This window comes from Mycobacterium sp. JS623 (assembly GCF_000328565.1).
Taxonomy (GTDB): domain Bacteria; phylum Actinomycetota; class Actinomycetes; order Mycobacteriales; family Mycobacteriaceae; genus Mycobacterium.
On the sequence record NC_019966.1, the window covers coordinates 4,651,444 to 4,665,951 of the forward strand.

At 65.1% G+C, this 14,508-nt stretch carries 17 protein-coding genes; 2 read left to right on the forward strand and 15 right to left on the reverse strand.

All coding sequences use genetic code 11. The features are described 5' to 3' along the window. Positions 1–38: 38 nt before the first annotated feature. On the forward strand, positions 39–605 hold the full coding sequence (locus MYCSM_RS22705; RefSeq protein WP_015308511.1) for a cob(I)yrinic acid a,c-diamide adenosyltransferase: 567 nt from the start codon (positions 39–41) through the stop codon (positions 603–605). A gap of 45 nt (positions 606–650) precedes the next feature. Here MYCSM_RS22705 and MYCSM_RS22710 read toward each other — a convergent pair whose 3' ends face one another. The 15 genes from MYCSM_RS22710 to rpmE form a co-directional block, all read right to left on the reverse strand. Further along, positions 651–1,097 (reverse strand): DUF2550 domain-containing protein, encoded by a 447-nt coding sequence (locus tag MYCSM_RS22710; RefSeq protein WP_015308512.1) that lies wholly within the window; start codon positions 1,095–1,097, stop codon positions 651–653. Positions 1,098–1,108: 11 nt separating this feature from the next. Then, entirely contained in the window at positions 1,109–1,474 is a 366-nt protein-coding gene (locus MYCSM_RS22715; RefSeq protein ID WP_015308513.1) for a F0F1 ATP synthase subunit epsilon, read from the reverse strand. Between the two features lie 32 nt (positions 1,475–1,506). Then, positions 1,507–3,012, reverse strand: coding sequence for a F0F1 ATP synthase subunit beta (gene atpD / locus MYCSM_RS22720; RefSeq protein WP_015308514.1), 1,506 nt, complete (start codon positions 3,010–3,012; stop codon positions 1,507–1,509). 20 nt (positions 3,013–3,032) lie between these two features. Next, complete coding sequence (locus MYCSM_RS22725) at positions 3,033–3,959, reverse strand: F0F1 ATP synthase subunit gamma (RefSeq protein ID WP_015308515.1); 927 nt, start codon at positions 3,957–3,959, stop codon at positions 3,033–3,035. A 6-nt stretch (positions 3,960–3,965) separates the two neighbouring features. Continuing rightward, on the reverse strand, positions 3,966–5,612 hold the full coding sequence (atpA, locus tag MYCSM_RS22730) for a F0F1 ATP synthase subunit alpha (RefSeq protein WP_015308516.1): 1,647 nt from the start codon (positions 5,610–5,612) through the stop codon (positions 3,966–3,968). Between the two features lie 85 nt (positions 5,613–5,697). After that, entirely contained in the window at positions 5,698–7,035 is a 1,338-nt protein-coding gene (locus tag MYCSM_RS22735) for a F0F1 ATP synthase subunit B/delta (RefSeq protein ID WP_015308517.1), read from the reverse strand. A 5-nt stretch (positions 7,036–7,040) separates the two neighbouring features. Continuing rightward, positions 7,041–7,553 (reverse strand): F0F1 ATP synthase subunit B, encoded by a 513-nt coding sequence (locus MYCSM_RS22740; RefSeq protein ID WP_015308518.1) that lies wholly within the window; start codon positions 7,551–7,553, stop codon positions 7,041–7,043. A gap of 9 nt (positions 7,554–7,562) precedes the next feature. Beyond that, positions 7,563–7,808, reverse strand: coding sequence for a F0F1 ATP synthase subunit C (locus tag MYCSM_RS22745; protein ID WP_015308519.1), 246 nt, complete (start codon positions 7,806–7,808; stop codon positions 7,563–7,565). Between the two features lie 66 nt (positions 7,809–7,874). Then, positions 7,875–8,660 (reverse strand): F0F1 ATP synthase subunit A, encoded by a 786-nt coding sequence (atpB, locus tag MYCSM_RS22750; RefSeq protein ID WP_015308520.1) that lies wholly within the window; start codon positions 8,658–8,660, stop codon positions 7,875–7,877. Further along, on the reverse strand, positions 8,657–9,106 hold the full coding sequence (locus MYCSM_RS22755) for an ATP synthase subunit I (protein WP_015308521.1): 450 nt from the start codon (positions 9,104–9,106) through the stop codon (positions 8,657–8,659). Before MYCSM_RS22755 ends, atpB begins: the two co-directional genes overlap by 4 nt. A 237-nt stretch (positions 9,107–9,343) precedes the next feature. After that, positions 9,344–10,555 carry a glycosyltransferase family 4 protein gene (locus MYCSM_RS22760; protein ID WP_015308522.1) on the reverse strand — a complete coding sequence of 404 codons (1,212 nt, stop codon included), beginning with the start codon at positions 10,553–10,555 and terminating at the stop codon, positions 9,344–9,346. Positions 10,556–10,562: 7 nt separating this feature from the next. After that, positions 10,563–11,216, reverse strand: coding sequence for an L-threonylcarbamoyladenylate synthase (locus MYCSM_RS22765; RefSeq protein ID WP_015308523.1), 654 nt, complete (start codon positions 11,214–11,216; stop codon positions 10,563–10,565). A 73-nt stretch (positions 11,217–11,289) separates the two neighbouring features. Next, positions 11,290–12,135, reverse strand: coding sequence for a peptide chain release factor N(5)-glutamine methyltransferase (gene prmC / locus MYCSM_RS22770; protein ID WP_015308524.1), 846 nt, complete (start codon positions 12,133–12,135; stop codon positions 11,290–11,292). Next, a complete protein-coding gene (prfA, locus tag MYCSM_RS22775) occupies positions 12,132–13,205 on the reverse strand; it encodes a peptide chain release factor 1 (RefSeq protein WP_015308525.1) in 1,074 nt (357 codons plus the stop codon). Before prfA ends, prmC begins: the two co-directional genes overlap by 4 nt. A 99-nt stretch (positions 13,206–13,304) precedes the next feature. Next, positions 13,305–13,544, reverse strand: coding sequence for a 50S ribosomal protein L31 (rpmE, locus tag MYCSM_RS22780; protein ID WP_015308526.1), 240 nt, complete (start codon positions 13,542–13,544; stop codon positions 13,305–13,307). Between the two features lie 343 nt (positions 13,545–13,887). Here rpmE and MYCSM_RS22785 point away from each other — a divergent pair, with 343 nt between their 5' ends. Next, positions 13,888–14,493 (forward strand): TetR/AcrR family transcriptional regulator, encoded by a 606-nt coding sequence (locus tag MYCSM_RS22785; RefSeq protein WP_015308527.1) that lies wholly within the window; start codon positions 13,888–13,890, stop codon positions 14,491–14,493. The last annotated feature ends 15 nt before the right edge of the window (positions 14,494–14,508 follow it).

Genomic DNA, 14,508 nt, shown 5'->3' on the forward strand with positions numbered 1-14,508 from the left:
TCAGTTTCCCAGGCCACCGCGCCCGGTACGGTTTGACCATGGCAGTTCATCTGACCCGCATATATACGCGGACCGGCGATGACGGGACCACCGGCTTGAGCGACTTCAGCAGGGTCTCAAAGAATGACGCGCGACTCGCCGCGTATGCCGACTGCGACGAGACCAATGCCGCGATCGGTGTCGCGATTGCCTTGGGTAACCCCAGTGAGCAAATTCGCAAGGTGCTGCGGCAGATTCAGAACGACCTCTTCGATGCGGGCGCTGACCTATCGACTCCCGTAGTGGCGAACCCCGAACACCCGCCGCTGCGGATCACGCAGAGCTACATCGACAGGCTCGAGTCCTGGTGCGACGAGTTCAACGAACCGCTGCCGGCGTTGAATTCGTTTGTGCTGCCGGGCGGTACACCGCTCTCGGCGTTGCTGCATGTGGCGCGCACGGTCGCGCGCCGCGCCGAACGGTCAGCGTGGCAGGCCGTCGACACGCACGCAGACTCGATCAGCGTGCTGCCCGCGAAGTACCTCAACCGGCTGTCAGATCTGCTGTTCATCCTGTCGCGGGTGGCGAACCCCGACGGCGACGTGTTGTGGCAACCAGGCGGATGAGCGCTTGCGCGACGACCGAAAGACCGGGCCCGGCAATCGATTGAATCAAAACGTTCGGCGCCGTGCCCGTGGCGACGGCCGCGACTCCAGCCACGATAAGAACGCCGTCAGCGCACCGCGATCCAGCGCCACTTCATATCCGCGGCGACGTTCTGGATCGGTATCGCGCAGTTCCAGCACGACGATTTCGTCTGTCATGATGTCGAATTCGTCGCCCCGAGGCGAGCGGCGTGACACGATCTCCAACCCGCGCCGACTCAGCGTGCGATCGGGCCACCAACGCAGGCTGGACAACCGATAGAAGCCGGCTTCCCCACCCCGGTAACGCATTACACCGTGGCGCCAGCCATGGCCGGCGACAGCGGGGACGTCACGCAGGATCGCAGCCGTCCCGCCCACCTGGCGTAGTTTCCACAACCGATAACTGAGTGCGACGGAGACACAGAGCAATACACCGACCAGCGCGACCATCAACAGCATGGACGCGCTCATCGGCGGGACCTCTAGTCGATCTGGCCCAGGGCGCGCAACCGCGCCCGACCCTTGGCAGCAGTAGCGGGATCGTCGGATTCGGCGTCGCGCTGTGCGGCGGCTTCGTCGATCTCCGAATCGAATTCAGCGCTCTCGGCAAGGACGGTCACGGCTTGCTCGGTGACGGACAGGAAGCCCCCGTCAACGGCGATACGCAGATCGTCCTCGCCTTCACGCTCGACCCGCACCATCGCGTCGTCGACCAACTGTGCGACCAACGGGATGTGGTTGGCCAGGATGCCGATCTCACCCGACGTGGTGCGGGTGAAGAGGAACGTGCCCTGGCCCGACCAGATCTTGCGATCGACCGCGACGATGTCGATGTTCAGTTCGGCCATCTCACATCACCTTTCGGTGTGGACAGGAGGACCTAGGCATCCTTCTTGTCGTCCTCGTCCGACTTGGAGGAGCCGTTGCCGCCGCCTTCGAGCTCCACACCAAAGCCCTTGGCCTTCTTCGCCAAATCGTCCAGGCCGCCGATCAGGAAGAACGCCTGCTCGGGCACGTGGTCGAATTCGCCCTTGGTGAGCCGGTCGAACGCCTCGATGGTCTCCTTGACGGGAACCGTCGAACCGGGCTGGCCGGTGAACTGCTCGGCAGCCATCATGTTCTGGCTCAGGAAGCGCTCGATACGACGGGCGCGCTGCACCAGCTGTTTGTCCTCTTCGGACAGCTCGTCGATACCGAGGATCGCGATGATGTCCTGGAGGTCCTTGTAGCGCTGCAGGATTCGGATGACTTCCTGCGCCACGCGGTAGTGCTCGTCGCCGACGACCGCTGGGTCGAGGATGGTCGAGCTGGACGCCAGCGGATCCACCGCCGGGAAGATGCCTTTCGAGAACACCGCGCGGGACAACTCCGTCGTGGCATCCAGGTGCGCGAACGTGGTCGCCGGCGCCGGGTCGGTGTAGTCGTCAGCGGGCACGTACACGGCCTGCATCGAGGTGATGGAGCGACCGCGCGTCGAGGTGATGCGCTCCTGCAGCTCGCCCATCTCGTCGGCCAGCGTCGGCTGGTAACCCACGGCGGACGGCATGCGGCCGAGCAGCGTCGACACCTCCGAACCGGCCTGGGTGAACCGGAAGATGTTGTCGATGAACAGCAGCACGTCCTGTTGCTGTTCATCGCGGAAGAACTCCGCCATGGTCAGCGCGGACAGCGCCACCCGCATACGGGTGCCGGGCGGCTCGTCCATCTGACCGAACACCAGCGCGGTGTCCTTGAGCACGTCGGCGTCGGCGAGCTCGACCCACAGGTCGTTGCCCTCACGGGTGCGCTCACCCACACCGGCGAAAACCGAAGTGCCGCCGAAGTTGCGGGCAATACGGTTGATCATCTCCTGGATCAACACGGTCTTGCCCACGCCGGCGCCGCCGAACAGGGCGATCTTGCCGCCACGCACGTACGGGGTCAGCAGGTCGACGACCTTGAGGCCGGTCTCGAGCATCTCGGTGCGGGGCTCGAGCTCACTGAAGGCGGGCGGCTTGCGGTGAATCTCCCAGCGATCGAAGTCTTTTCCGTACTCCGGGTCGTCAAGGCAGGCGCCGAGGGCGTTCCACACGTGGCCCTTCACACCGTCGCCGACGGGCACCGAGATCGACGCGCCGGTGTCGACGACGTCGACGCCGCGGACCAGGCCGTCGGTCGGCTGCAGCGAGATGCAGCGCACCAGGTTGTCGCCGAGGTGCTGCGCCACCTCGAGGGTGAGCGTCTTCGCGAGCTCCTCGAACGTCACCTCGGCGTTCAGCGCGTTGAACAGCTCGGGCACCGAGCCACGCGGGAACTCAACGTCGACCACGGGGCCGGTAACCCGCACCACGCGACCGTTGGTGTCCTTGTTCTTTGCCTTCGTGGGCTTTTCGGCGGTAGCAGTCATCTCTTCTTCTCTCTAAGGGGCTAACGTCCGGCGGCGTCGGCGAGCGCATTCGCGCCACCGACGATCTCGCTGATTTCCTGGGTGATGTTGGCCTGGCGCTCCCGGTTGGCCATCAAGGTCAACTCTTTGATGAGGTCGTCGGCGTTGTCCGTTGCCGACTTCATGGCCCGCTGACGTGACGCCAGCTCCGAAGCGGCCGACTCGAGCAGCGCGGCGTAGACGCGCGTAGCCAGGTACCGCGGCAGCAACGCATCGAAAAGCGTTGTGGCGTCTGGCTCGAACGAATACAGCGTGCGAGGACCCGACTCCTCCTCGACGTATTCCACCACCATCGGCGCGATCCGATGCGCGACCGCATTCTGCGACATCATCGACTTGAATTCGGTGGAGACGATGTGCAGCTCGTCGAGTCCCAGGATGCCGTCGGGGCCCGGGTCGTCACCGTGGTCGTCGGCACCGGCCATGAACGCGTCGACCAACGTCGAAGCGATCTCCTGAGCATTTTCATAGGTGGGCTGCTCGGAGAACCCGTTCCATGAGTCGGTGATCTTCCAGTTGCGGAACCGGTAGTAGTTCAACGCCTTTCGCCCGACGGTGTAGACGATTGGCGTCTTGCCCTCCTGGCGAATCAGTGAGAACAATTCCTCGGCGCGCCGAAACACGTTCGAGTTGTACCCGCCACAAAGCCCGCGGTCGGACGAAACCACTAGCACACCGGCCCGCTTCGGATCTTCTCGCTCGACCAGCAACGGATGATCGAGCGCCGCCTCATTGCCCAGGTTGGTCAGCATCGCGGTGATCTCGAAGGCGTACGGCCGCGCCGCCTGCAGGCGGTTCTGCGCCCTACCAATACGCGAGGTAGCGATCAACTCCTGCGCCTTGGTGATTTTCTTGATCGACCCGGCGGAGCGGATGCGCCCGCGCAATTCGCGAAGTGTGGCTGCCATGGTTGCTTACTTCTTCTTCGGTGCCGGCTTGCGGACCTTCACCGATTCCTTTTCAAGGTCTGCTTCATCAAGCGCCTCGACATGCTCGTCGGGGACGACCGAGCTGCCGTCCGAGGCTGCGAAGCCCTTCTTGAACTGGTTGATCACCTCGACCAACTTCTCGCTGAGCTCGTCGCCGAGCTTGCCCGATTCGCGGATCTGCGTGAGGATTTCGCCCTCCGAAGCCCGCACGTGGTCGAGGAGCTCGGCCTCGAACCGGCCGACGTCCTCGACGGGAACCGAGTCGAGGTGGCCCTCGGTGCCGAGGAAGATGGACACGACCTGCTCCTCGACGGCCAGCGGCTGGTACTGCGGCTGCTTGAGCAGCTCGACCAGCCGCGCGCCACGCTCGAGCTGCGCCTTCGAGGTCGCATCCAGGTCGGAAGCGAACGCAGCGAATGACTCCAGCTCGCGGTACTGCGACAGATCCAGCCGCAGCGAGCCGGCCACCTCTTTCATGGCCTTGATCTGTGCGGCGCCACCGACGCGGGACACCGACACACCGACGTTGATGGCCGGCCGCACACCCTGGTTGAACAGATCGGATTCCAGGAAGCACTGGCCATCGGTGATCGAGATGACGTTCGTCGGAATGTAAGCCGAGATGTCATTGGCCTTGGTCTCGATGATCGGCAAGCCGGTCATCGAGCCGCCGCCGAGCTCATCGGAAAGCTTGGCGCAACGCTCCAGGAGCCGCGAGTGCAGGTAGAACACGTCGCCCGGGTAGGCCTCGCGGCCCGGCGGGCGGCGCAGCAGCAGCGAGATCGCGCGGTAGGCCTCAGCCTGCTTGGACAGGTCGTCGAAAACGATCAGCACGTGCTTGCCGTTGTACATCCAATGCTGCGCGATGGCCGAACCGGTGTATGGCGCAAGCCATTTGAAGCCGGCGGAGTCCGAAGCCGGCGCCGCGACGATGGTGGTGTAGTCCATCGCGCCGCCCTCTTCAAGCGCGCGGGCCACCGAAGCGATCGTCGTGCCCTTCTGGCCGATCGCGACGTAGACGCAGCGGACCTGCTTCTTCTCGTCGCCCGACTCCCAGTTCTCGCGCTGGTTCAGGATGGTGTCCACACACACCGCCGTCTTGCCGGTCTTGCGGTCACCGATGATCAGCTGACGTTGGCCGCGACCGATCGGGGTCATCGCGTCGATGGCCTTGATACCGGTCTGCAGCGGCTCGCTCACACCCTGGCGCTGCACCACCGAGGGGGCCTGAATCTCAAGTGCGCGGCGGGTTTCCGGCTCGATGTCACCCTTGCCGTCGATCGGCTGACCCAGCGGGTTGACCACGCGGCCGAGGAACTTGTCGCCGACCGGCACCGAGAGCACCTCGCCGGTGCGCTTGACCTGCTGGCCCTCTTCGATCTTCTCGAAGTCACCCAGGATAACGGCGCCGATGCTGTGCTCGTCGAGGTTGAGGGCCACGCCGAGCACACCGCCGGGGAACTCCAGGAGCTCCTGCGTCATCACGGAGGGCAGACCCTCGACGTGGGCGATACCGTCGCCGGCGTCGATGACCGTACCGATCTCCTCACGCGCGGTGTCGGCGGTGAAACTCGAGACGTAGTCCTCGATCGCACCCTGGATGTCGTCAGCGGAGATGGTCAACTCTGCCATGGTGTACTCCTCTTCGCGCAAGCGCTCATCGGTGGCTTTTCGCGTTCCTGTTCTTACGGTGTGGGGTCTTGTCGTTCGTTGTCGGTCAGTCGGGCAGCTTGGTTTCGGCGGCTGCCAATTTCGATGAGAGCGTGCCGTCGATCACCTCGTCGCCGACGGTGATGTTCAACCCACCCAACAGCGGGGGGTTGATGTACAGCTGCACGGAAACCGGGTGCCCGTAGATGCGGGTCAGCACTTCTGTCAGCCGCGTGCGTTGGTCGTCGCTGAGGCTGGCCGCGGCGCTGACGTGTGCCACCACCTCGCCCCGACGGGACACTGCAAGCTCGGCCAGATCGAGGACCGCCTCGTCGGCGCGTTCGCCACGGAGCAACTCGATCGTCTGCGAAAGAAGTTGACGGGTCGTTTTATTGACGCTGGCGCCGCTGGGGAGCACGTCCTTCAACAGCTTCACCCGGCCCTCGGCGGGCGCGCTGTAGTCGCTCAGCAGCGTGCTCAGCTGTGGCTGCCCGTCTAGAATGCGGTGGAACCGGAAGAGCTGCTCTTCGACGTCACTCGCGACGTCCTCACGCTCGGCGCGGACCAGCAGTGCCAGCCGCGCGACATGCTCGACCGCGTCGATCAGGTTCGCGTCAGACGACCAACGTCCCGACACGGCAGCCTTCAAAATCTCCAGCGCCGTGTCGCCGATCTTGCCGTCGAACAGCGCGTCGACCAGGCCTAGCTTGGCTGATGGATTGTCGGCCGGGTCCGCGAGATGACGGGTCAGGATCGACTCTTGCGCAAGCAGTTTGGCTACGGACGCCAAATCGTTGGCCACCGAAGACAATTGGTCTGCACCGAGGTCGGTGGTCACCTCGTCGAACTTGTTGACCAGTGCCGCCAGCGACTCCCTGCTCGCCGAGCGCAGCCGTGTCGTCGCGCGGTCTTCGATCACCGCTTCGGACGGCGCCATCGCGTCGAGTTCGTCGATGAACCGGTCGACGGTGGCCGACTGGGCATCGGCATCAGAAACGTGGTTCCTGACCAACTCGCCTGCGCGACGGACAGCCTCGGCACCGAGGTCACCGCGCAGCTGACGAACCAGCTGGGCGCGCAGCAGCTGAACCTGCTGGGTGCCTTGCACTTTGATCCGCTCAACCTCGGCGTCAGCCTGGGCGTGCATCTGCTCGACGATGCGCTCGGCGTCAACCCGCGCTTCCTCGGTGATCTGCTTGGCCTCGGCCTTGGCTCGCTCGACGGCCTTCTCGTGCGCCTTCTCGGCATCGCCCAACCGCTTTTTGGCGTCGGCGCTGTCCTCCAACTGCTTGCGCACGGTTTCCTGCTGGTTGGCCATCATCGTGCGCACCGGCGGTACGACGTAGCGCACCACCAGGAACACGATGACCGCGAACCCGACGAGCTGACCGATGAATGTCGACATTGTCTTTACCGTCCCGAGGCCGATGTGGCCGCGTTGATTTCGACGCCGAGCACCCGGCTGGCCAAGGTCGTGGACAACGTCTCGACCGACGCATGCAGGTCCGTCTGAATTGAAAGCGCTTGATCCTTCAATTCCGAGTCGGCCTGCTGCAGCGTCGACGACACCTCACCCGAGGCCCGACCGCGCATGTCCTCCAAGACCTTTCGGCCTTCGGCTCGTGCCTCGTCACGAAGCTTCGAGGCCTCGCCGCGCGCCTTCGCCATTTCCGCCTGATAGTCCTCGTCGGCGGCGGTGAACTGGTCTGCTGCCTTGCGGCTGTCCTCGACGGTCTTCTTGACCATGGCGTCGCGTTCGTTCAGCACCTTGGAGACAGGCGGGACGACCCACTTGCCGATGACGCCGAGCACGATCAAGAAGATGATCAGCACGACGAAGAAGGTGCCGTTGGGGATGAGGAAGTTGCTGGTACCTCCCCCGCCTTCCTCGGCCGCCAAAAGGACGACGTTCGGGTCAGCCATGCCGGCGGGCTACTTAACCGGCGTGGCGAACACGAACAGGGCCATGAACGCCAGGTTGATGAAGTACGCGGCCTCGACCAGACCGACCGTGATGAAGAACGGCGTGAACAGTCGGCCCTGCGCCTCCGGCTGACGGGCGATGCCGGCGATCAGCGCGTTACCCGCAATACCGTCACCGATACCGGCGCCGATTGCACCGCCGGCCATGATCAGTCCACCGCCGATGAGTGCGCCGGCAGCGATTGTGGGATTCATTCCGTTATCCTCCTTGATAACTGGCAGTGGTCCTACCAGGTTGTGGGTCCTGCTTGTTCGGGTCGGCTAGTGATGGTCCTCTTCGAGCTCCATCGATTGGCTGAAGTACAAGATCGTCAGCAGCGCGAAGATGAACGCCTGGATCGCGCCGACGAACAGGTCGAAGCTCTTCCAGATCGCGTTCGGCAGCCACAGGATGTACGGCGGGAACAGCGCGATCAGCGCGACCAGGATGCCGCCGGCGAAGATGTTGCCAAAGAGTCGCAGCGACAACGAGATCGGCTTGGCCAGCTCCTCGACGAGGTTGATCGGTGCGAGAAGCGTGACGTGTCCCTTGAGCAGCTTGACCGGGTGTCCGATGATGCCGCGACGCCAAATGCCCGCCGCGTGGTAGCAGATGAAGACGAACAGCGCGAGCGCCAGCACGAAGTTGATGTCCGATGCCGGCGGCTTGAGCAGCTCGTGAATGGCGCCATGCTCGTCGGTGTATTGCACCGGGATCACCGAGAGCCAGTTGGCGACCAGGATGAACACGAACAGCGTCACAGCAAGCGGTAGCACGAACGGCGCGATCTTCATGCCGATCGCCCCCTCGATCTGGTCGCGCACCTGAACCGTGATGGCTTCCCAGAACAACTGCACGCCACCGGGGACGCCCGTCGATGTGACCTTGGCGCGCAAGAAGAAAGCCAGCGCGAGCACGATCACCGCGGCGATGGCCGTCGCCAACACGGTGTCCGTGTTGACCGTCAGCCCGAACCAGTGGGCCTCCGTGTGGTGGCCGACCTCGATCGCGCCTGCGGCCTGGTAGGTCACCGGAGCCGCTTGGTCGGCGACGTTGAATTGGGTCATTGCTGTGTGGCCTCCCCTTCGAGTCCTTCATCAGCGGCACCGGCCTTGATCTTCTTCATCACCGGCAGTGCGGTCGCGAGCACCAGCACCACCTGGAAGAGGGCCATTCCGAATACGACGCCGAGCCCCTGCGGCCGGAAGATGAAAGCGATCGTCAACCCGATCACCGTCATCACCAACAGGCGGGTAGCGGAGTTCAACGCCATCTTGCGTTTGAGCGGGTGCGCCTCGGCGGTGATCGATTCCACCGACCGCTGCACGAGCACCGCATTGAGCAAACCCAGTCCGAGGCCGATGCCAAAGAAGACGCCGACCATGATGTGGCCGAGCAGTCCGGCGGCAAGCATCGCCAGGCCGGTCAGCGCGACGCACACTGCAAACAGGCGCAACGGCCTGAAAGCGACCGACGGAAACACCAACGGCGCGTCTTGCGCTGGCGTCGTCACTGCTTCACCTCAATCCCGCGGTCACTGTTGCTGTCCCGATGAATCCTGTGCGTGGCGCCCCGAGCGTATCGGAGGGCGACGGACTCGCTGGAATCACCCACGGGGCAGCTCCCTTTGTCGGTCGTTGTTCCGTTCCGATCGGCGGCAAACCATCGGTCCGGAGGCCGGCAACCCGCGAGGTTTTTTCGGGTTCTAATCGAACCCTAACACATGGTTAAGGGCAGATAGGAGGGCCTACTACTTTTCGTCGTACATTTCCCCGACGGGGTCTTCGCGGCGGCGCAGAAGCGGAATCAGGGTCACCACAATCGCGACCAGAATCGCGGCCAGCATGACGGCTCCGGTGTAGCGGGGATCGAAGAAGATCGTGCTCGCCGCGCCGAGCGCGATGATGCCGACCCATAGATAGACGAGCAGCACCACCCGCCGGTGCGAGTGACCGATCTGTAGCAACCGGTGATGCAGGTGCATCTTGTCCGGCGTCGAGAAGTGCACACCGGCACGGGTCCGGCGAATGACGGCCAGCAGCATGTCGAGCGCGGGCACGAACATCACCGCGACCACCAACAGGAACGGCGACAGCAGAGCGAACACGTCTCGCGCCCCGTACGCCGTCTGCGAGATGGGGCCGGCCGCGGTGGTCGACGCCGCAGCGAGCATCAGCCCGATCAACATCGACCCGGAGTCGCCCATGAAAATCTTTGCCGGGTGAAAGTTGTGCGGCAGGAAGCCGAGGCACGCGCCGGCCAGCACGACCGAGATCACCGCCGGCGGATAGAAGAGAACATCGCCGCCGTGGTCGCGCAGCAGGCCCACCGAGAAGATGCAGATGGCCGACGCGGTGATCAGCCCGAGGCCTGCGGCCAACCCGTCGAGGCCGTCGACGAAGTTCATCGCATTGACGATCGCGACCGTCAACGCCAGCGTCAGCAGGATCGACGACACCTGGTCCAAGACGATGGTGCCGACGCCGCCGATCGGGATGTAGAGCACGCTCCACGCGACGCCCATCGTGACGAGCACGCTGGCCGCGGTGATCTGGCCGGCGAACTTCGTCAACGCGTCCAGACCCCAACGGTCGTCGATCAGGCCGACGAACATGATCAGGCCCCCGGCGACGACGACCGCGGGCATGCCCGACGAATACACGAAGCCACGCGTCAGCGCGGGAAGTTGCGATGCCAACAGGACCGCTGCGACCACGCCGGTGTACATCGCCAGCCCGCCCATGCGTGGGATCGGCTGCAGGTGCACGTCGCGCTCGCGGGGGTAGGCGACGGCGCCGAGTCGTCGAGCCAGCACCCGCACCCAACCGGTCGCGAAGTAAGTGATGATTGCGGCGGTCAGCCCGACGAGCGCGAGCTCACGCAGCGGCACACCTGCGCCGCGATCGTTGAGCGCAAGCAAGCCGTCCGCTGCAGAGATCACCGTCGCACCGTACTGCTGCACGCTGAGTTCAATCCGCGAGCGACCCGGGCTCGACGCCGAGCACCTTCGCGATGGCCTCGATGGTGATAGGGCCCTGTCGCAATACTCGTGGGTGCGCGCCGGTGAGGTCGACGATCGTCGACGCCGCCTGTTGTTCTGAAGGTCCGCCGTCGAGGTACACCTCGACGAGGTCGCCGAGTTGATCGCGCGCCTGCTTGGCCGTGACGGCCGGCGGACGGCCGGAGATGTTGGCGCTCGACACCGCCATCGGGCCGACCTCGCGCAACAGTTCGATCGCGACCGGGTGCAGCGGCATGCGCAGCATCACCGTGCCGTGCGCTTCGCCGAGGTCCCACTGCAGCGACGGCGCCTGGCGCACCACCAGACTCAGCGCGCCAGGCCAGAACGCCTCAATGAGTTCGCGTGCAGTGTTGGGTACCGAGTACACCAGGCCGTCGATGGTATGCCACGAACCGACCAGCACTGGGACCGGCATATCGCGGCCGCGTCCCTTCGCCGACAGCAGAGCGGCGACGGCGTCACTGTCGAAAGCGTCCGCGCCGATGCCGTAGACGGTGTCGGTGGGCATGACGACAAGCCGACCACCCTTGAGCGCACTGATCGCCGAGGCGATGCCGGTCTCGCGCTGGGCCGGGTCGGTGCAGTCGAACTGCTCGGTCATGCTCGGCTCCCCGCTCGCTCCGGTCCTCGCTCGTACCTCGCTGCGATCCTCACTCGCGGTCGCCGTCGGTCGGTCACGGTGTCAGCCTCTCACGTGTCGCGGTGACGAACCGCGGCCGGCCGGTCAGATCGTGTCGCGGGATGACGTCGACGAATTGGCCTGTGCGGGTGAACGCTTCGACGGTACGCGCGGAGGTGGTGTCGTCGTGCTCGACGGCGCAGCGGCCGTTGTCACGCAACAGGAGTGCGGCGTGGGCGACGATGCTGTCGATGACCGCCATGCCGTCCGGGCCGCCGAACAGCGCGTGTGCTGGATCGTGTTCGGCCACTTCGGGTTCCAGCTCTGCACCGTCGGGAATGTACGGCGGGTTGGCCACTATCAGGTCGACCTGGCCGTCGAGTTCGGCGAGCAGGCCCGGCGCGGTGACGTCGGCCTTGATGAGCTCGACGGGGGTTCCGGCGAAGTTGCGTCGGGCGTATTTCAGCGCTGCGTCGGAGTCATCGACGGCGATGACACGGGCGTCGGGCCATTTGTTGGACAGTGCGAGAGCAAGCGCACCCGAGCCGGTGCAGAGGTCAACGATCGTCGGTGTCGCCGAAAGCTGTTGTGTTGTAGCCCATTCCAGCAGCAACTCCGTCTCGGGCCGCGGGATGAACACCCCGGGGCCGACGCTTAGCGTGACGGGTCCGAACGCCGCGGTGCCGGTGAGGTGTTGCAGCGGAATTCGCTTGGCGCGCTGCGCGATTAGGCCGTCGTAGCGGTCTCGAAACTCAGGTCCGGTCTCCGCGAAGGCCAGGCGACCGCGGTCGATGCCCGCGACGTGCGCTGCCAACAGCTCGGCGTCGGTGCGCGGCGACCCGACTCCCGCCTCGGTCAGCGCCACCTCGGCGGCGTCGATCACCTGGCGGAGCCTGGTCATGCCTGCTGCAGCCTGGATTGCTTGTCGGCAGCGGCCAGCGCGTCGAACAACGCGTCGAGATCACCGTCGAGAACCTGATCGAGGTTGTGCGCCTTGAAGTTGATCCGGTGATCGGCGATCCGGTTCTCCGGGAAGTTGTACGTGCGGATGCGCTCGCTGCGGTCGACGGTGCGGATCTGGCTGGCCCGATCGGCGGAAGCGTCGGCCTGCGCCTGCTCCTCGGCCAGTGCCTGCAGTCGCGCCGCGAGCACCTGCAGCGCGCGGGCCTTGTTCTGCAGCTGGCTGCGCTCGTTCTGGCAGGTGACGACGATGCCCGTGGGCAGGTGCGTGATGCGCACCGCGGAGTCGGTGGTGTTGACGCCCTGACCGCCCTTGCCCGACGACCGGTAAACATCGATGCGCAGATCGGACTCGTCGATTTGGACTTCCTCGACCTCTTCGGGTTCGGGGTAGACGAGCACGCCCGCGGCCGACGTGTGCACGCGGCCCTGCGACTCGGTCACCGGGACCCGCTGCACGCGGTGCACGCCGCCTTCGAACTTCAGCCGCGACCACACGCCGTCGGCGGAGTCGCCCTTGCTTCGGATCGACAGCGTCGCGTCCTTGTAGCCGCCGAGGTCCGATGTTGTCTCGTCGAGCATGTTGACGGTCCAGCCGTGCCGCTCGGCGTAGCGGATGTACATGCGGGCCAGATCGGCGGCGAACAACGCGGACTCCTCGCCGCCCTCCCCCGACTTGACCTCGAGCACGATGTCGTCGGCGTCGTGCGGGTCGCGCGGGGCAAGCAGGTCGGTGAGGTGGGTGTCGAGTTGTTCGACGGTGGACTCGAGGGCGGGGATCTCGGCGGCGAAGGATTCGTCGTCGGCGGCGAGTTCTTTCGCGGCCTCGAGATCGCCGCGGGCGGCTTCCAGCTTGCGGTAGGTCGCGACGATCGGCGAAACCTGCGCGAATCGTCGTCCCACCTTGCGGGCGGCTGCGGGGTCGGCGTGCAGGCTGGGGTCCGAGAGCTGCCTCTCCAAGTCGGCATGCTCGGTCAGCAGCGCCTCGATCGCTGGCGCGGTGTCCGTCATGTCGACCCTCCTTCCGAATTTGGCCTGAAACATTTGGCCTGAAACGCAAACCGACGCCCGGCCTGCGCATGCGCGTCAGATCGGGCGTCGGGAAGGCAGCTAGTTGTCGGTAGCGCTCTTGTCGGCGCCGGCCTTGCGCTTGCCGTAGCGCTTCTCGAAGCGGGCCACGCGGCCGCCGCTGTCGAGGATCTTCTGCTTGCCGGTGTAGAACGGGTGGCACTGCGAGCAGACCTCGACATGGATCTGTCCGCTCTTCTTCGTGCTGCGCGTGGTGAATGTCGCGCCGCAGCCGCAGTGCACCGTCGTCTCGACGTAGTCAGGGTGAATACCCGTCTTCATGGTTTTCCTCTGCAATCGTGGGCCCCGGGTCGCCCCTCCTGTGATGGAGGTATTCGGCGTGAACCGGGAACCGAGGGGTCAGCGGTCCATTATGCCAGCTCAACCGCCAGCAGCCTAAACGCGTAGCTGGCACCCTTTATTTCGCGCGAACGTGGGTTACCCGCACGCTTTCGCGCCGACCGCCTCAACACAGTCATCACCCAAGCAGCAGCATGAACCCCGACGTTGCACTGATCACTTGACTTTGAGTGTGTGATGCGTGCGGGTAACCACGTTCGCGTCGCATGGGGGTATTGCGAGGTGGCCACATCCCGAAATGTGTCCACGGTGACACAATGCTGAGGTGACGAGCGCTTCCGCCACCAAGAACGTCCGCGATCGGCTGATCGACGCCGCGGAGGTCTGTCTGCGCGCCAAGGGCATTCGGTCGACGACGGTGTCCGAAGTGGCCGACGTCGCCGGGGTGTCGCGCGGCTGGCTGTACCGGCATTTCCCCGACAAGGTGACGCTGCTGGGCGCCGCGATCGTGCGACTCAACGACGCGTACTGGTCCGAGGCACACGCGGTGCTCGAACAGGTCGAGGGCCTGGATCGCCAGATGGGCATTGGCATCGCCCGTGCCCGCGGTGCCTACGATGATCCCGGCACGCTGCTGATGAAGCTGCGCATGGAAGAGCCCGAGGAGTTCGCGGCGTGCGCCGGTGCGGGCGTGCAGGGTCTGGTGCCTGATCTGGCCGACTTCTGGTCGCGTTACCTGATCGCTGCGCGCGACCGCGGGGAGATCCACGAGCGCACCGACATCGCCGAAGCGTCGGAATGGATTGCACGCGTAGTGCTTTCGCTCGCGACTGTGCCCGGCGACAAGCTCGACCCCAGCGATGCCGACGCGGTGGCGGCGCACATGCGCCGGTACGTCATGCCCGGGCTGCGGGCCGAGCCCGCGGTCTGATTTGGGCGCGTCAAC